11 protein-coding genes are annotated in these 18,207 nt (G+C 57.8%); 3 read left to right on the top strand and 8 right to left on the bottom strand.

The window, feature by feature from the left end:
• Positions 1-106: 106 nt before the first annotated feature.
• The 5 genes from purB to EI77_RS20295 form a co-directional block, all read right to left on the bottom strand.
• A complete protein-coding gene (gene purB / locus EI77_RS20315; RefSeq protein ID WP_133797147.1) occupies positions 107-1,534 on the bottom strand; it encodes an adenylosuccinate lyase in 1,428 nt (475 codons plus the stop codon).
• A gap of 52 nt (positions 1,535-1,586) precedes the next feature.
• Positions 1,587-2,105 carry a hypothetical protein gene (locus tag EI77_RS20310; protein WP_133797146.1) on the bottom strand — a complete coding sequence of 173 codons (519 nt, stop codon included), beginning with the start codon at positions 2,103-2,105 and terminating at the stop codon, positions 1,587-1,589.
• Positions 2,106-2,112: 7 nt separating this feature from the next.
• Positions 2,113-2,685 carry a TFIIB-type zinc ribbon-containing protein gene (locus EI77_RS20305; RefSeq protein ID WP_133797145.1) on the bottom strand — a complete coding sequence of 191 codons (573 nt, stop codon included), beginning with the start codon at positions 2,683-2,685 and terminating at the stop codon, positions 2,113-2,115.
• A 187-nt stretch (positions 2,686-2,872) separates the two neighbouring features.
• Complete coding sequence (locus EI77_RS20300; protein WP_133797144.1) at positions 2,873-6,256, bottom strand: 3-keto-alpha-glucoside-1,2-lyase-like domain-containing protein; 3,384 nt, start codon at positions 6,254-6,256, stop codon at positions 2,873-2,875.
• A gap of 239 nt (positions 6,257-6,495) precedes the next feature.
• Positions 6,496-8,331 (bottom strand): serine/threonine-protein kinase, encoded by a 1,836-nt coding sequence (locus EI77_RS20295; RefSeq protein WP_133797143.1) that lies wholly within the window; start codon positions 8,329-8,331, stop codon positions 6,496-6,498.
• A gap of 215 nt (positions 8,332-8,546) precedes the next feature.
• Between EI77_RS20295 and EI77_RS20290 the strand changes: the two genes are divergently transcribed.
• Positions 8,547-9,899, top strand: coding sequence for a hypothetical protein (locus EI77_RS20290; RefSeq protein WP_133797142.1), 1,353 nt, complete (start codon positions 8,547-8,549; stop codon positions 9,897-9,899).
• Between the two features lie 516 nt (positions 9,900-10,415).
• Here the strand turns inward: EI77_RS20290 and EI77_RS20285 are convergent.
• Genes EI77_RS20285 through EI77_RS20275 form a run of 3 tightly spaced genes read right to left on the bottom strand, consistent with a single transcriptional unit; the run spans position 10,416 to position 15,101 of the window.
• Entirely contained in the window at positions 10,416-11,729 is a 1,314-nt protein-coding gene (locus tag EI77_RS20285; protein WP_133797141.1) for a DUF1501 domain-containing protein, read from the bottom strand.
• A 34-nt stretch (positions 11,730-11,763) separates the two neighbouring features.
• Entirely contained in the window at positions 11,764-14,106 is a 2,343-nt protein-coding gene (locus EI77_RS20280; RefSeq protein ID WP_133797140.1) for a DUF1549 domain-containing protein, read from the bottom strand.
• Between the two features lie 59 nt (positions 14,107-14,165).
• Positions 14,166-15,101: a sugar phosphate isomerase/epimerase family protein gene (locus EI77_RS20275; RefSeq protein WP_133797139.1), complete on the bottom strand. Its 936-nt coding sequence runs from the start codon at positions 15,099-15,101 to the stop codon at positions 14,166-14,168.
• 353 nt (positions 15,102-15,454) lie between these two features.
• Between EI77_RS20275 and EI77_RS20270 the strand changes: the two genes are divergently transcribed.
• Together EI77_RS20270 and EI77_RS20265 are read left to right on the top strand one after the other, a co-directional pair.
• A complete protein-coding gene (locus tag EI77_RS20270; RefSeq protein ID WP_133797138.1) occupies positions 15,455-16,861 on the top strand; it encodes a tubulin beta chain in 1,407 nt (468 codons plus the stop codon).
• Positions 16,862-16,920: 59 nt separating this feature from the next.
• Positions 16,921-18,201, top strand: a complete 1,281-nt coding sequence (locus EI77_RS20265; RefSeq protein WP_133797137.1) for a tubulin beta chain — start codon at positions 16,921-16,923, stop codon at positions 18,199-18,201.
• Positions 18,202-18,207 lie beyond the last annotated feature (6 nt).

Raw genomic sequence — 18,207 nt, 5'->3', positions numbered from 1 at the left:
CACAGATCCCCATTCCGGAGATGGCCCGCACCTCCTCGCCTCTTTCAGAATGGCGAGTAGCATTCGCTTCGCTCAGCATACTCGCGCTCCGTACTTCGGCGGCGACTCACAGAATACTGCCGGGTTCATAGCCCGCGGCTTCAGGGTGCTGGGCCACGAGTTCGCAGACGCGGAAGACGAAGTGATCCACCTGCTCAGGCGCATCGCCGGAGTTGGCTTTACCGTGGGCGACCACGGCATCCAGGGCATCGGCTTTGAGGCCGAGGCGTTCATCGGCGGCGAGGCGGGCCAGCAGGTCATTGTGGCTGACCTTGCCCGTACGCATGTCACGCGCCACAGCCACGGCATGCTCCTTGATGGCCTCGTGCGCGGCTTCACGACCGGCACCGGCTTTGACGGCTTCCATGAGAACGGTCGTAGTGAGCAAGAAAGGCAGATAGCGCATCAGCTCCTGCTCGACGACGGCTTCAAAGACTTCCATCTGGTTCAGCACGGTGAGCAGGGTTTCCAGCAGACCGTCCATGGCCAGGAAGGCATCCGGCAGCATCACGCGGCGGACCACAGAGCAGGAGACATCCCCTTCATTCCATTGGTCACCGGCCAACCCGGCGGCCATGGCGAGATAACCTTTGAGGATGACGTGGAAACCGTTGATGCGCTCGCAGGAGCGGCTGTTCATCTTGTGCGGCATGGCAGAACTGCCGACCTGGCCTTTGGCGAAACCTTCGCTGGCCAGTTCATGACCCGCCATGAGACGCAAGGTCTTGGCAAAGCTGCCCGCGCCACTAGCGACATGGGTGAGGGTCGAAACGACCTGGAGGTCCAGGCTACGCGGATACACCTGGCCGACGGCATCCAGGGAAGCACTGATGCCCAGGTGATGCAGGATGCGGTCTTCTAGGGCGCGGGCCTTGGAGGCATCACCGTTGAAAAGGGTGATCTGGTCCAGCCGGGTGCCGACCGCGCCTTTCAGGCCACGCGCCGGATAGCTGGCAATGAGAGCATTCAGGGCCTCCACACCGATGAGCATCTCTTCACCAAACATGGCAATGCGTTTGCCAAGGGTGGTCACCTGCGCAGCCACGTTGTGGGTACGGGCAGTCATGGGGATGTCACGGCACTGGGCTGCGCGCTTAGCGAAGCCAGAAAGGGCGGCAATGCTCTTCTTGCGGACTTCCAGAAGCGCACGGAAGACCTGAAGTTGCTCCACATTTTCCGTGAGGTCACGGCTGGTCATGCCCTTGTGAATGTGCTCATGCCCGGCCAGATCGCAAAACTCCTCGATGCGCGCCTTCACATCATGACGGGTCACGCGCTCACGCTCCATGATGGAGGTCAGGTTCACCTGATCCTTCACGTTTTCATAACTCTCGATGACACCATCCGGCACTGGGATGCCGAGGTCCCGCTGCCCTTTAAGAACGGCGATCCAATAATCCCGCTCCAGCTTCACTTTCCCCTCGCCCGACCAGAGGGCGCGCATGGCAGGGGTGGCGTAACGTTCGGCAAGGACATTGGAAATGGCATCAGTCATGGGCCGCCCAACTTGCCGGGAACAGGCGGGGAGTCAAGGAGGGGACGAGAACTCAGTCAGTTCGAGTCCAGGCACCGGTGCCGCTATCATAATCCCACGAATCAAGAGGTGAGCCCATGGGATCTGTAAAAGAAAAAGAGTAAGTGTCCTTATACAAATGATAAGAATCCTCATCGAGGAGACGAGGCAAGGATGGAAGGCCTCTAAGTGCACTCAAATGAGACGGGTAGCCCCCGTGCAGATTTTTATAATTTTCCAAATGAGGAATTAGAATCGGAGGAAATGCCTTTGCCGCATCAACGGCCTGATGATAAATAAAACGGTTTACCGGAATAAGAAGCAGCAGGAAGCCACCCAGGAAAAGCAGGCCCCTTATTGTGGGAACAACGAACGGATAAAGGCGGCCCCGACGCCAGCCAATCCACAGACAAACACACGTGGCAATTCCTACAGGCAGCGTCAGGAGCATCAGAAATCCAGTGGTCAGAATAAGGACCCATGGCTTTATAAACCAAGCCATGGCGGCAAATACAGTCAGAATTAGCATCCAGTACATCAGCCTATGTTTCATAACATACTTATAATGAAGCCGTTAGCGACTGAGTCTTGACCTGTGAATTGAGGAAAGCAAGGGCGGCGGCGCGCTCGGGGTGGTGGGCGAGTTCTTGGTGGAGTGCCTCGAGCCGAGCATGCAGGTCCGGACCGAGGCGTTGAATGAGCTGGAGGCGATGGGTTTCATCGCGGGCCTGGTCACGGACGGCTTTCTGCCAGGGCCCGCCAAAGATGAGGTGCAGGGTGTGGTGGAGATTCTCGGCTTTGAGGGCTTCCCATTCTCCGCCATCCAGCCAAATGCTTCCCGTGGCTGAGCGATCAATACGGAAAGCGTGACCATGCCCCACCCGGTAACGTGTCATCACGGTGCCAGAATCGGGGCAAAGCTTGACCACATCATCGTATTCACTGACGGGGTGGTTTTCTTCGCCCGGATCGGGAAGGCTGGCGATGGATGGGTCCCGCAAGGTGCTGTGCCATTTCCAGTATTGTTCCGCGCGGATCCAATGGCCACCGGACTCGGGGCAACGATAGGCGATGAGGCCTTGCTCCAGCTCAATGCGCTCCAGACGGGGATGATGACCAACGGGACTTCTCATCTCTTTTATTAAATGACCTGTGGCTGGGGAGAAAGGACAAAGGCGAGCTTTTGTCGCTTCCCCGGGACTTCCGGGGAAGTTAAAGAGCATTTACAGGCGGACGTCAAATACATCACTCGGATCGCCGCAGTCGCGGGACAGGGAGTGATGAGCACTGTACGGGAACCCATCACTCGGAGAGTGATGACTACTGTACTTTAAACATCGCGTTCGTCTTGTCACCACCACTGAGGACGTAGGCGATGAGGTCGAGGATCTCCTCTTTCTTCAACATGGCGAGGAGCATGGGGGGCATGGGGGAAACTTTGCTGGTTTCGAGGCTTTTGACTTCCTTGCGGTCCACGCTGACGCGCTGGTTGGGGTCGGTCAGGTCGGTGTTGAGGGTGACGTTGTCACCGTTGAGGTTAACGACGACGCCGATGTGAACCTGGCCATTGTTAAGGGTGGCGACAATGGGGGCGAACTGCTCGTTGATTTCCTTGCTGGGGTTGAGGATCTGGTCCAGCAGGTCATGCGGGCTGTAACGGCCACCGGCACCAGTGAGGTCCGGGCCATTCATGCCGCCGGCATTGCCGAAGCGATGGCAGGCGTAGCAGGCGGCGGCACCGAACATCTTGCGGCCATTGTCGAAGTCGCGGTTCTTCAGGCCGCTTTCTGCGGCGGTGCTGAGCTCGTCCAAAGTCCACATGGTGGGCGTGCGGCCAGCCAGCATGGCACCGACGTTTTCGAGGGCGGACTTGCGCTCGGGTTTCTTGGCGATGAGTTCGGCATGGCGAGTTTTTTCCTCCTCGGTGAAAGTGGCCAGGGAGTCGTTGCGGATGAACTCGATGAACTTGTCAAAGCTCGAACCACCCTTGTAGTTGGCGGCCTTGAGGAACCATTCAAGCTGGGCGGTGCGGAGCTCTGGAGTCCAGCCTGCCTTCAGCATGCGCAGGCTGCGGGCGATCTCCATTTGGGGTTCCTGGCTGTCCGCAGCGGCGATGAGGGCCATGCCTTTGGCAGCGGTATTGGGCGCTTGCAGATAGGAAAGCGTTTCGGTCAGGAGCCAGTTCAACTCAAAGCTTTCGGAAGGGTAAGCGGGGTCAAGCTGTGCGATGAGCTTGTCCACGGTGCCCTGATCAGGATTGCCGAAGCGGTGAAGTATGATCTGGGTGAAACGCACATAACTGAGGTGCTGCTCAGGAGTGAGTTTGGCCCAGTCAAGCTTCAACAAAGCGGCGAGCATCTTATCGCGCACATCGGTTTTGACGGCGGCATCGGCAGGGCGATGGCTAGGGCAGGCACCGGTAACATGAGCGAGGGCGAGGATGGCCTCAAGCTGGCGGCCGGCATCGGTTTCGCTGAACACTTTGGCTTCCCATTCGGCCACAGGCTGATGCTCAATGGCGACACGGGCGGCGCTGCGGATGAAGCGGTCCTGGCTGTTCAGGTGCGGCCAGGCGGTGGTGATGGCTTTCGGATCCTGCTTGCCATGGAAGGCTTCAAGCTGATGACGCAGAGCACGCTCAGCAGACACCTTTGGTGTCAGGTCAATGGGAGAGGTATCTTCGCTGCCTGTATAAGTGACACGGTAGAGACCGGACTGCACACGACGGCCGCCGATGGCGAAGTACATGGCCCCGTCTTTGGGATGGACAATGGCATCCGTGAGGGGCAGCGGTGCACCCGTAATGAAGTCCTCTTTGACGGCCGTATAGGAGGAGCCGTCTTCCTTGAGATGGACGGCATAGAGCTTACCCCAGCTCCAGTCCATGATGTAAAAGGCACGCTGGTATTTGGCAGGGAATTTAGCGCCATAACCAAAAGTGGTACCCGTGGGGGAACCGGGGCCAATGTTGACGGCGGCAGGTAGGTTGTCTGGATAAAATTCAGGATACTTCCCTGCCCCGTTGCGCCAGCCGTATTCACCGCCACTGACGACATGGTTCACTCGTGTCGGGCGATACCAGGGAGTATTGAAGTCATACTCCATGTCCGCATCATAGGTGAAGAGTTCACCGTCGCTGTTGACGCCGCCGTCATAAATATTGCGGAAGCCGGAGGCGAAGATTTCGAACTGTTTGCCATCGGGCGAGACGCGATAAACAATGCCACCTGGGGCAAGGACGTGGCGGTTATGTCCACGGCCATCCGGCATGCGCGGGAGCAGGTGATCATCCCCCCAGACTTTCGGCACAGGCGAACTGGCGGGAGTGCCCTCGATAGGACCTTCGGTCAGGACGGCGTTGTTTCCGGTGATGAGGTAAAGGGCCTTGCCATCAGGAGTCGGCATCACGCCGTGCACGCCATGGTCACTCTTGGAATCGAAGGCGCGGAGGAGTTCCACCTTGTCCAGTTGGTCGTCGTTATCGGTATCAGAGATGCGGTAAAGTCCGCTCTGGGCCTTCTGCTCGTAGTCGTTCACACCGGCATACAGAGAGCCAAAGGCGAAGACCATGCCGTTGACGGCGCGGATGTTGACCGGCACTTTTTGCACGTCCTCTTGCTTGAGAGCCTGGCCTGCTGCTGGAGGGGCAAAGCGGTAGAGATCGCCATACTGGTCACTGGCATAGATACGGCCTTTGTCATCGTTGCAAAGGGCGACCCAAGAGCCCTGCTCACCGCCAGGGACGGAATACAGCAGCTCCACCTTGAAGTCCTTCGCCGCCTTGATGCGCTCAACAGGAGTGGCTTTGTTTTCACCAATGGCGGGACCGACTTCGGCGGGCCGTGGACGCTTGGCTTTTTTGGCAGCAGCGGCATCAGCCTTCGCAGGAGCCGCCTTGCCTTTGCCCTGGCCTTTGTCTTTGGCTGGCCCTTTTTTAGCCTGGCCTTTCTTGGCGGCCGGACCGGGTTTTTCGATCTTTTGGGCGTCGTTAGGAATGTCAGTATTGGCAAAGGGAATGACGCCACCATCTGGCAGTTCCTTCAACATGACCTCTTTAATCTGGACAACCATGGCCGGACCGCGATGGATCTGAAAGGCCAGCAGGCCCTCCAGCGCCATGGCTTTTTCCTCATGGTCCACGAGGTCAATGGTGATCTGGCCGTTGAGCTTATGAATGAGGTGATTGCCCTGGGCGATCACGGTGTATTCGTTCCACTCCGCCGTTTCCACGGACACCATGTCGCGCTCGGCCACGAGCCACTTGCTGCCGACTTGGTCAATGACCACGCTCTGGCCATTCTGGACCAGGATGCCGCGCCCGCGCTCCTCATAAACCATCGCATTGTTAGGCCGAGCCGGGTGAATGTCACACTGATAACCACCCACGGACCACTTGCCATTTTCCGGCAATTCCTTGCTGCGGTACTGGATGCCCGTATTGCTGGCGGAAACCTTGGCCTTGATGCGCAGTTCAAAGTTCTTCACTTTGCCACCCCGCCAGATGATGAACTGGTTATAAGTGAGGTGCTCTGGGCCGTTCGTCTTTCCCGTGATGCAGCCGTCCTCGACGCTCCAGAGTTCAGGATTGCCATCCCAGCCAGTAAGGTCCTTGCCGTTGAACAACGGGCGGAAACCCTCCTGGGCCTGGACTGTGGCTAGCCCCAAGGAAAGGAGTACGAGGGTGAATAAAGAGATCAGTTTCATGGTGGTCAGCGCACACAGTGTGCACAGTGGTGTTCCTTGAAACGGTCTCTTTCAGAAAAACCCACGGCAAAAGATGTGTCGGATTTGGCAAGAGGCGGGTTCAGTGCTCAGTTGAGGGCACAGGGCTAATAAGAACTATATGACCTATGGGACACATAGGTCATATACAATGAAGGCAGAAGCCTTGAGCAGAATGAGCACTCTTCCCGAAGCGGACGAGGGCGTCCGCACTCCTCCGATCACATTCCGGCAGCGGTTTTCGCCTGGGTTTGGCTGTCGGCGGAGAGGCGGCTGAGGGGGAAGGTGTAGTTGGCGCCGGTGGCGGTGAGACGGAGGGTGATTTGGTCGCCGACGAGGGAGACGAAGGTGGCCTCGATGCTTTTGCCATCGCTGCTGGTCCAGGTGGTGGCGGCGGCGGAAGGTGCTGCGGGAGGTGTGGCTGCCATGGGGGCGGCGGACCCACCGGCCAGATTGGCGCCTTCTTTGATCCAGGTTTCCAACAGGGTCACTTCCTCAGGGGTGAGACGGTTTTTACCCTTTGGCGGCATGACGTCATCGTCGTCATTGGGCAGCTTGCAGATGAGCAGCATGGTGCTTTTTTCTGGCTCGCCAGGAATGATGTGCTGGCCGGGGCCGATGGTGGCCTTCAGCTTGGCTTCAGTATCCAGGGCCACCTTGCCCTTTTCCTTGCCCTTCTCTTCGCTATGGCACTCGTAGCACTTGGCTTTGAAAATGGGCATGATCTGGCTCTGATAATCCACGCTGAGCGCAGAAACAGTGGAGGCAGCAAGAGCGAGGGCGGTCGGGATGGCTTTGTTCATGGTGGGTGACTGCTGGATAACGTCCGGTCCTGGCTCAATGTTAGCCTGCATCTCATTAGAAATTTCGGCAGATGTATTTTCCAGGTCTGGAATGGCTGCGCTGACGGGGGACGGAGTCACTGGTTGAACGTCAGCAGTCAGGATGGTGGCGGGCTGCACGGGAGAGGGTGCTCCGGCCATGGCTAAGGCCGGGACGGTCTGCTTTTCCTGCGGCGCGATATAATGATCCCTCCAGACCAGCCAGCCGAGCCCGCCCAGGGTCACCAAACAGGCCAAAGCCCAGCCGACCGTGCCCACCCAGGAGTTTTCACTGGCAGCAGGCACTGGCGGACGCGGGGGCTGGGGGCGGGGCGCAAATGCATTTTTGCTTGCTGTGGGGGGATTCACGGGTGCGATAGCCGCCTTCTTTTTAGCGGCGGATGTGGCGGCGAGGAGAGCCGTGCGCACCTCGCTGGCTTTTTGAAACCGCCGCGCTGGATCCCGCATGAGGCACTTGGAAAGAACTCCGGCGAATCCTTCCGGCAATCCTTTTCCAGCCTCGGCACCGGCGGCCAGGGGAGTTTTGCCCGTGAGGATTTCATGAATGACGACGCCCAGGGAATAGATGTCCGCCCGGTGGTCCACAGGTGCGCCAATGATGAGGCGCTCCGGTGCGGTATAGTCTGGGGTGCCGTATTCCGATTCCTCAGGATCGGGATCCAGCGTCAGGTCCTTGGCCAGGCCAAAGTCCACCACCTTCACCTGCCAGTCGGGCGTGATGAGGATGTTCGCCGGTTTGATATCCCGGTGGATGACGCTGTGCTCATGGGCGTATTGCAGCGCATCACAAAGCTGGGCGATGACCAGCCGGGCGCGCTCTGGAGTGACTTCGCCTGCCCGTGTGCGCCAATGTAGGTCCGCCCCCTGCACATACTCCATGGCGAGGTAGAGATGCCCGGCTTCCGTCTGGCCATAGTCAAAAACGGCGACGATGTTCGGATGGGAGAGGCGGGCCATGGAGCGGGCCTCTTTGTTAAAACGGTCCGCATCTTCTGGATTCGTCGCCGCCGCGACGGGCAGTACTTTCACAGCGACCCAGCGTTCCAACTGCGGCTGCTGGGCTAAATAAACTGCACCCATGCCGCCGATGCCGATGACCTGCTGAAACTCATACTGGGGCAGCAGAGCGGAGAGCTCTTCCAAGGAGGGATACGAGGGACCACCCTCGGCCGGAGAGGGCTGGGGGGGAAGGTCATCAGGGGGGGAATCAGACATGTTTGGATTTAACGATCTCTAAGAGCTAGCTTTATGCCCAATTCAGGAACAAAAATGAAAGGATTCATCGTTTCGCTCACCCTATTTGGCCAGCGGTCATTGTTCCCTCTCCGCTCAAACACGGTCCAGGCATGGTCAAGAGACGGAGAACGGAGCCTGAAATATCCAGGAATTGCAGTGGTCAGGCTGACTCCCGTCCACTATCATGCGCGGTCATGAAAGACCCGGATCCCCTCTCCGCCCAATGGCTGGCGCTGGCACGGCGCACTGCCCGCAAGGTGAATCTAGGCTGGTGGCTGGAGAAGCTGACGCCGCTGTTGATTGTAACTGGGGTTCTAGCTTTTGTGCTCATCCTCACCCTCCGCTCGCGCGGGGTGGATGTGAATGCTGCGCAGGCCGGCCCCTGGGCCGCCGGAAGCCTGGCCATGCTCATCGTGGTGAGCCACCTGCTGGCAAGGAGCCGATTCATCACACCCACACAGGCACTGGTGCGGCTGGAGTCTCAATGGCGGCTGCACAATGCCCTGAGTGTGGCCCAGGCCGGACGGGGACCGTGGCCTGAGATTCCGGCCCGGAAGACGGACGGTTGGCAATGGAGCTGGACCCGCCTCACGGCCCCCTGGCTGACCAGTGCTGCCAGCATCGCCCTGGCACTGTGGATGCCCCTTTCCCCTGAAGCCATCGCCACACAGCCGCCAGTGGAGCCGCAGGCCTGGCAGCAGATGGATGAGTGGCTGGAAAAACTGGAGGAGGAAAAGCTGATCACCCCGGAAGAAAAAGATGAGCAGGCAGCGAAGATCGCCGAACTGCGAGATCAGCCCCCAGATAAGTGGTTCAGCCACGATAGCCTGCACGCCAGCGATACGCTGAAAGAGCAATTGCAGCGGGACATGGCGCAGATGGCGCAAAATTTAGCCGCCATCGAACGCAGCCTGAATGCGCTGCAAAACTACGCAGACAAGCTTTCCCAAACCTCCAAAGACCAGATGATGAAGGATCTGGATGAGGCACTGAAAAGCCTGCAAAACAGTGCCTTGGAGCTGAATCCGGACCTGCTGAAGGAGCTGGCTCAGATCGACCCGAAAAACCTGCAGTCCCTTTCTAAAGAGCAACTGGACCAAATGCGCGAGTCCCTAAAAAAAAGCGCCGGTGAATGCGAGGGCATGTCTAAGAATCCAGGCTTCCTGGGGGATGGCGAAGGGGAGGATGATGAACTGGCCGAAATGCTGCGCCAAATGGGCGAGGGAGAGCCAGGCAGCGGCCAGGAAGGAGATGGCCCCGGCGAAGGCGGCATCTCACGCGGCCCCGGTACGGCCCCACTGACTTTGTCTGAAGATGAAAACAATTTTGGCACCAACAAGAATGAAGCGGTCTCCAATTCCGACTACTCACGCGCGCAACTGAGCACGATGCTGAGCCTGCAAGATGGCGAGCACGAAGTGGACAAGACCTATCAAGGCCCAGGTGCCGCAGGCAGCACTGCCCATCAGGGCCAGGGTGGTGAGCAAGTGTGGCGCGAGACGCTGACGCCGGAGGAAAAGGCGGTGCTGAAACGAGTTTTTAAATGATGGTTGGTTAGACCGCTTGAAGGGGGCGTTGTGGACTTGGGGATCGTGAAGCCCAACCCAAGGTGTTGGGGCGTCTCGCCCCGACTGGGGGCAGCTCCCTTGATGTGCTGCGAGGATGTTTGGCATTCCTGTTCATCGAGACCGCAGTGTGAGGCCATCCTGGCCTCAGTCTGTGGGGGCGGGACGCCCCCACTCCTTGTTTCAGCGTCGCCCCCTCTCCTTGCACATGCCCGCAACGCAACCCAAGGAGTTGGGGCGTCCCGCCCCGACTGGGGAAGCACCTCGCTCGCTGCACGGATCTTTTCCTTCCCGCTGATCAAGACAAGATGTGAGGCCATCCTGGCCTCAGTCTATGGGGGCGAGACGCCCCCACTCCTTGCTTGAAGGGGCGGGACGCACTCACTCCTTGCTTATGCGGGCGGGACGTTTACTTCCGGTTGGCGCTGTCGGGAAAAGAAAAAAGCCAGCCCGGGAGCGGACTGGCGTTTTCTTTGGAATTGAGATAATCGCGGATGGTTAGGCGAAGAGATTGGTGATCGGCTTGCCTTTGTCGGCGATGGTGAAGGGGCGCTTGCTGGGGCTGTAGATGACTTGGTCCAGAGGCAGGCCGAGGGCGTAGGCGATGGTGGCATTGAAGTCACCAATTTGAACCTTGTCCTCGATAACCTCGCGGCCTTCTTTGTCGGTCTTGCCATAGGTCACGCCACCGGCGATGCCGCCACCGGCCAGAACGGCGGAGAAGGCTTTCGGATAGTGGTCACGACCGACGTTGAGATTGATGTCTGGCGTGCGGCCAAACTCAGAAGTGAGGACGACGAGGGTGTCCTTCAGCAGGCCACGGGCATTGAGGTCTTCCAGGAGTGTGGCCAGTCCTTTGTCCAGGGTATCGCAAAGCTCAGGGACGCGGACGAAATTGGAATTGTGGGTATCCCATCCGCCGAGGCTGACCTCCACAAAACGGACGCCGCGCTCCACCAGACGGCGGGCGAGAAGGCAACCCTGGCCGAAGGCTTCTTTGCCATATGATTTGCGCAGTTCTTCCGGCTCTTCTGTGAGGTCGAAGGCTTTGAGGTCTTCGGACTTCATCATGGACATGGCGCTGTCATACATGTCGCTGTAGGCCTTGACGTTGCGATGCTGGAAGGTGGAACGGAAATCCTGGTCCAGGTCTTCAGCCAGGCTCATGCGCTTCATGAAGCGGTCTTCGGTAAGGCCAGGCTGGAGCTTGACGTTTTTGAGGCCGTTTTCAGGATTGTTCACATACAGCGGGCTGTACTGGGCCGGGAAGAAACCGGAGCCGGGATGGCGGCTGTCATTGCCGATGAAAACGAAGTTTGGCAGGGTGCTGTTGCCACCGCCCTGGAAGACATTCAGCCAAGCGCCCATGGCGGGATGGCGGATGGTGCCACGCAGGTCATAGCTGGTGTGCATCATGTAGTTTCCCTGCTCATGCGCACCCTGGGTGGAGGTAAGGCTGTTGATGACGCAGGCGTGATGCATCTGGCGGGCGCTCAGCGGAAGGTATTCCGAAATGCGCACTCCGTCTGCACTGGTCTTGATGGGCTTCGTCGGGCCGGCGGTTTCCACACCGACTTTTGGATCCCAAGTGTCCATGTGGCTCTGGCCGCCGGACATGTACAAGTAGATGACGTTTTTGGCCGTGGCGACCTGCTTCAGCTTGGAGGAGTTTTCAAAAGCCCCGTAGGACTTGCCGTTCATGTAGCTGCCCAGGAGGCCCACGCCGAGAAGCGAGGAGGCGGTCTTGGCGGCAAAATCGCGACGGCTGATTTCACCGGAGCGGAAAAGTTTGTTGGTGAGTTCTTGGCGCATACGGGTGGTCGGTTAAGGGTGGCTAACGGCGGTGTTACTGAATGAAAATGAACTGCTGGGTGTTGAGGAGAGAGAAGATGAGGTCTTCGATGGCGACGAGACCTCCGTCCTGGGCCTTCATCCACACTTCCTTTTCCTTGGCGGTAGGCTTGCGGGAAAGGAGGGTTTTATAAATGGCCTCCACCTTGTCATCCGGATACTGGGCCTTGCTGACAGTCAGCATGAGCTGGCTGTGGCGGTGCATGATCTGCGGCATGAGCTGGCCGTTCATCATGGCCAGGGCCTGGGGCACGCTGGCTTCGAGGTTGGCGTTTTCGATGGTTTCACGGTCGCTTTGGCCGAATTCACGCAGGTAATGGCCACGGGGGGCGGGGCTGTCCAGTTCGGCAGAGCGCACCCAGCTACGGACCTGCTCACCACGGGCGCGGTAATAGTCACGCAGTTGTTTATCAGGGAGGCCGTAGAACTCAGCCTCTTCCTTCCAGACTGCTTCACGGCTTTCACGCAGTGCTTTCTCCTCTTCAGCGGAACGCTTGGGAGTATCGTAGCCGGGGAGGAAGATTTTTTCAGAGACATTGCCCTCACTGGCCATCATCATCATGTCCATGCTGGCGCTTGCGACCACGGCTTCACCTTTTTTACCGGGGGAAAGCAGAGTGGGGACCACGCCCAGGTCTGTGGCCAGTTTTTTCATGCCGGGGATGAGGAGGTTCTCATTCACGGAGGTGCGTGTTTCACGCTCAAGCTGGGACAAATCTTTGCGGTATTTGTCTGCCGAGACCTTGTCCTCCTTGGCGCGGGCTTCGGATATTTTTGCCTGAAGAACGCGAATCCTGTCAGCCTGTTTTTTGTAAAGGTTGCCTGTTTTTTCGGCACCGGCCAGGACTTCCTCAGGAGTCAGCGCTTCCATGGAGTCATTGATCTTTTTGGCAGCAAGGATGCGGTTGGTGAAGGTCTCACGAAGCGGTTCATTGGGCATGTCCGGATTCGGGTTGATCAAGGTCACGAAAGAATCCCACATCTGCTCAGCCGACATACGGCGCAGGATCGGGCCGGTGAAATGATAAACGATGCCGGGGGCGATCTCCTCGCGGGTGACCTGGCGCTGGTAGGCACTGGTGTTGTAAAGAATACGCAGGAAGGCCTGCATGTCATAGTCCAGGGAGACGATGAGCTTTTCCAAATGGGCCTGCAATTCAGGATTCATCGGGACGGTGCTGTCCATGAGCTCATCCAGCGGCTCGATGAGAGCGAGGCCGAAAGCGCGCTTCCAAAGGCGGTTGGCGATGACTTTGTTGAATCGTTCGTTATCCCGGGTCATCCACCGGGCATAGGCCTGGAGCTGGGTTTCGCCCACTTTCACTTCCGCAGCGTGGCCGTACATGGTGGCAGGCTCGACACGGGACTTGGGCTTGGCATCAGTATATTGATAATCGTGAGGAAGTACTAGCTTGCGGTTATCCTGGAAGCTGACGTTGGTGTAGCGTTTGAGGTTGCGGACATCGGCAAGGGCCTCCTCAATGTAACGGTTGTCCTTGCGAACAGCTTCACCGGCCAGGCGGGCCTGCTTGCCGATCTTTTCAGCGTCACGCTTGACCTGAGCTTTCTCCTTGTCCGTCATCTTCTTGCTGACGACGGGAATTTTATATTTGTCGCGAGCGTCCTTCAGGCGCTGATTCATGATGGTCTGGGCACCCCGGGTGCTGTCGTCAAAATAATCATTGGTCTGCACCGGGTAGGTGAAGGCCGCCATCTGGAAGAACTGCATCTGCGTCCATTTGTCGAACGGATGGTTATGGCACTGGGCGCACTCCACGCGGGTACCTAAAAAGACACGGGCGGTATTGGCCATGTTATCCAGCGGCATGCCACGATCACGCATGTAATAACCGATGGCCCCGTTGTCCCAGGATTCCCCTTCAGCGGCGACGAGGTCGCGGACGATCTGGTCGTAGGGCTTGTTTTTGCGCAGGCTTTCTTTGAGATAGTTGGTGTAGGCGGCACCGGTGATCAATCCAGCCTGGCTGCCGTTGGTCTGGGCGCGGAGGACGTCCGCAAAGTAATTGTAGGTGTGCTGCACATAACCCTCGGATGCCAGCAGGTGGTCAATAAGCTTGGCGCGCTTGTCCGGTGCCTGGGAGCTCATGAAGGTTTCCACCTCACGGGTCGTCGGGATGCGGCCAGTGATGTCCAGATAAATGCGGCGGATGAAAGTGTTGTCATCCAGTTCTGGATTGCCTTTCAGGTTATTCTTCTTCCAGTCGGCTTTAAGAATGTCATCAATCTCACGGGCAGCAGACTGAGTGTCAGGAGCTGCTTGAGCAGCCGTGACGAGTGCCAGGACGGCGAGCAGGGCGATGTGGCGCATGCGGTTCATATGACAAACCTACGGCCTGCCGCGCCGACTTTTTCACAAACCAAAATAAATCTTTTTCGTTAGGCTGAAAATTTTTCCTGCCATCGGCTGAGTGCTACCACCAAATCATCACGCCGGATGCCTGGACTAAGCTCCCAGATCAAGGGAACGCCAGGTGGCAGCAAAGGTAGCCATTTTTCAAGAGCAACACCGCCCGTGCTCAGCGGCGCGCGATGATCCTTCATCGGCCATTGCACATCATGCACATGGCAGCCGAGCAAGCGCGGGGCGATCTGTGAAAGATACAGTCCTGGATCCAAAAGAGCGAGATTCGCCTGGCGCTGCACATGGCCGAAATCATGCCAGGAGCCGATCCAGGGACAGTCCTTATATTCATCTAACAACAGCAGCATTTCACGCTGATTCGGGATCTGCTCATAGTGGCTGCGGGTCTCGATCCCCAGCCGCACGCCTTCTTTTTCACAGACGGGAAGGAGTTGATCCAAAGCGATGCGCACATACTCCAGAGCCTGGGCACTGGCGGCCTCCCGCTGCGCCACGAGTTTTAACTTTAGATTACAATAGTCCCTGGAATAAAGCTGCCCGCCACGCGCCATCGCTTCCAGTTTATCCGTGATGGAACGCACCCGCGCACTGCCCAGGTGGATGACCACCCGGTCCGTGCCAAAACGGGGTGCCATAGCCAGTGTCTTTTGGGTCAGCAGGATAGCCCGGTTGCGCTCCCAGGCTTTTGGAGATGTAAACTCATACACATCAGGCGCATCCATCAACACCTCCACCGGTGGCGGACAAAAGTTATGCACGCTGCTGACCTTGATCTCCCTTGCTGCGACGGCCTCCAGCAAACCGGGCAGCAGAGAAATCTTGGTTCCATGACTGACCTCGATCCATTCAAAACCCAAATCTCTCGCTTCCTCGGCAAGCAATCGCCCATCAGTATGACGGTGGCTGTTCCAGCAAGTGGAGAGAGAAAGAATGGAAGGAGGTATAGGCACGACTCAGCCCTATCATCTGGGCGGTATGGCTGATGAGTCAATTTTCGAATGAGGATATCACGCAGCCGATTTCCGGTTAGCAAGAGCGTCACATCCGCTCCTACACATTGTGCGAATCCCTCGATTTGTAAGAAAATTGTTAAATTCGGCCTATTATTCCATTGGAAAGCCTGCGCGGCCCCGATAATTTAGGCAGAATGGCTAATCGCGGTTATAGATAGCCAAACTTTTTGAAACCTGTGAGCAAATTGGGATCATTCTTGCTAACATGAAAAGGAAGAGTTATCATTTTGAGAACAACTGTTGCAAATATTCTCAAATATAATAGAAAAGGTTGAAATTCGAGTCACTGAATGAAGGTCAATAACACAATCGTCGTTTCAATAGGTCAGGCGGGCAATCAAATCGCGGCTTCTTTCTGGAAGACCGTTTGCCTGGAGCATGGGATTGATCCCATGACTGGGCAGAGCTCAGGCACCCCGCGTGGAAACTGGAGTTCATTCTTCTCCAAACTGGGAGAACCCTCATCCGGCAGCTACGTGCCCCGCGCCATCATGGTGGATCTGGAGCCGAGCGTGATCGACAACGTCAAGGCCACCAGCGGTTCCCTATTCAACCCCGCCAACCTCATCTCCCGCACGGAAGGTGCTGGGGGAAACTTTGCCGTGGGTTACCTGGGCGCAGGCCGTGAGGTGCTTCCTGAAGTGATGGGACGCTTGGATTTTGAAATCGACAAGTGCGACAACGTCGGCGGCATCATTGTGCTGCACGCTATCGGGGGTGGTTCCGGCTCTGGCCTGGGCACCCTGCTCATCGAGACACTGAAGGACAAGTATCCTGAATTTCCCGTGCTGAGCTGTGCAGTCCTGCCTTCCCCGCAGGTCTCCTCCGTGGTGACGGAGCCTTATAACACGGTCTTCGCGCTGAATACGCTGCGTCGCTCCGCCGATGCCTGCCTGATCTTTGACAATGAGGCGCTCTTCGATCTGGCCCATCGCAAATGGAACATCGAAAGCCCGACGGTGGATGACCTGAATTTGCTGATCACGGAGGCACTGGCTGGCATCACCGCCTCCATGCGTTTCAGCGGTTTCCTCACGGTGGAAATCAGCCTGCGCGAGCTGCTGACCAACCTCGTTCCGCAGCCGTCCCTGCACTTCCTGATGTGCGCCTTTGCCCCCCTGACACCGCCTGACCGCAGCAAGTTCGAGGAAATGGGCATCGAAGAGATGATCAAGTCCCTCTTTGACAATGGCTCCGTCTTCGCCGCCTGCTCCCCGATGGAAGGTCGCTTCCTGAGCACCGCCGTTCTTTACCGCGGCATCATGGATGACAAACCGCAGGCGGATGCCGCCCTGGCCGCGATGCGTGAAAAACTGCCGCTGACTTACTGGATCCCCACCGCTTTCAAAATCGGCTATGTGGAGCAGCCCGGCATCTCCCACCGCAAGAGCATGGTTCTGCTGGCCAATAACACCGAGATCGCCCGTGTTCTGGACCGGATTTGCCACAACTTTGACAAGCTCTGGCAGCGCAAGGCCTTCGCCAACTGGTATCTCAATGAAGGCATGTCTGAAGACCAGATCAATGCCCTCCGCGCCTCTGCCCAGGAGCTCATCCAGAGCTACCAGGTGGCTGAGGAAAGCGGTGCCAAGGCCAAAGTGCAGGATGCCTCGGGCGAAGTCGTCGCCCGTTCCAGCGCCAATGAAGATCCCCGTGGCTCCATGAGCCTGCGTGACCTTGTGGACCGCCGCCGCTAATTAAGCGGCCAGACCACGCCTTTTTAACGATTCATTAGAACCATCCCGGAGGACAAACAGTGAGAGAGATTCTGAGCATTCACGTCGGACAGTGCGGCAATCAAATTGCAGACAGCTTTTGGAGGCTGGCTTTGCGCGAACATGGCCTCACCGAGGCAGGCACCCTGAAGGAGGGGACAAACGTCGCCGCCAACAGCAACATGGAGGTTTTCTTCCACAAGGTGCGCGATGGCAAATACGTCCCCCGCGCCGTGCTGGTGGACCTTGAGCCGGGCGTCATTGCCCGTATCGAAGGTGGCGACATGTCACAGCTTTTTGATGAAAGCAGCATCGTCCGCAAGATCCCCGGTGCCGCCAACAACTGGGCACGCGGCTACAATGTGGAAGGTGACAAGGTCATCGACCAGATCATGAACGTGATCGACAGCGCGGTGGAGAAAACCAAAGGCTTGCAGGGCTTTTTGATGACTCACTCCATCGGCGGTGGTTCCGGCTCCGGCCTGGGTTCCCTCATCCTGGAGCGCCTGCGCCAGGCTTACCCAAAGAAGCGCATCTTCACCTTCTCCGTGGTGCCTTCCCCACTGATCTCGGATTCCGCCGTGGAGCCCTACAACGCCATCCTGACGTTGCAGCGCATTCTGGACAATGCCGACGGTGCTGTGCTCCTGGACAATGAGGCTCTCTTCCGCATCGCCAAGGCGAAGCTGAACCGCAGCCCGAACTACATGGACCTGAACAACATCATCGCGCTGATCGTCAGTTCGGTGACGGCGTCCCTGCGTTTCCCCGGAAAGCTGAATACAGATTTGAGCGAGTTTGTGACCAATCTGGTCCCCTTCCCTGGCAACCATTTCCTCACGGCCAGCTTCGCGCCGATGCGTGGTCCAGGCCAGGAAGGACAGGTGCGCACCAACTTCCCCGACCTCGCCCGCGAAACCTTTGCCCAGGATAACTTCACCGCCGCCATCGACTGGCAGCAGGGAGTCTATCTGGCCGCCAGCGCCCTTTTCCGTGGTGATGTGAAGGCCAAGGATGTGGATGAAAACATGGCCACCATCCGCAAGTCCCTAAACTACGCCAGCTACATGCCATCCTCAGGTGGCCTCAAGCTGGGTTACGCAGAGACAGCTCCTGAAGGATTCGCCTCCAGCGGCCTAGCTCTCGTGAACCACACAGGTATCGCCGCCGTATTCGAACGCCTGATTTCGCAGTTTGACATCATGTTCGACAACCATGCTTACACTCATTGGTATGAAAATGCCGGAGTGTCCCGAGACATGATGGCCTCTGCCCGTAACCAGATCGCCAATCTTGCCCAATCCTACCGCGACGCCAGTTGATCTCTG

It is taken from the genome of Prosthecobacter fusiformis, from assembly GCF_004364345.1.
GTDB lineage: Bacteria > Verrucomicrobiota > Verrucomicrobiia > Verrucomicrobiales > Verrucomicrobiaceae > Prosthecobacter > Prosthecobacter fusiformis.
The sequence above is the reverse complement of the archived record's forward strand: the minus strand, read 5'-3'. Positions and strand labels throughout refer to the sequence as shown.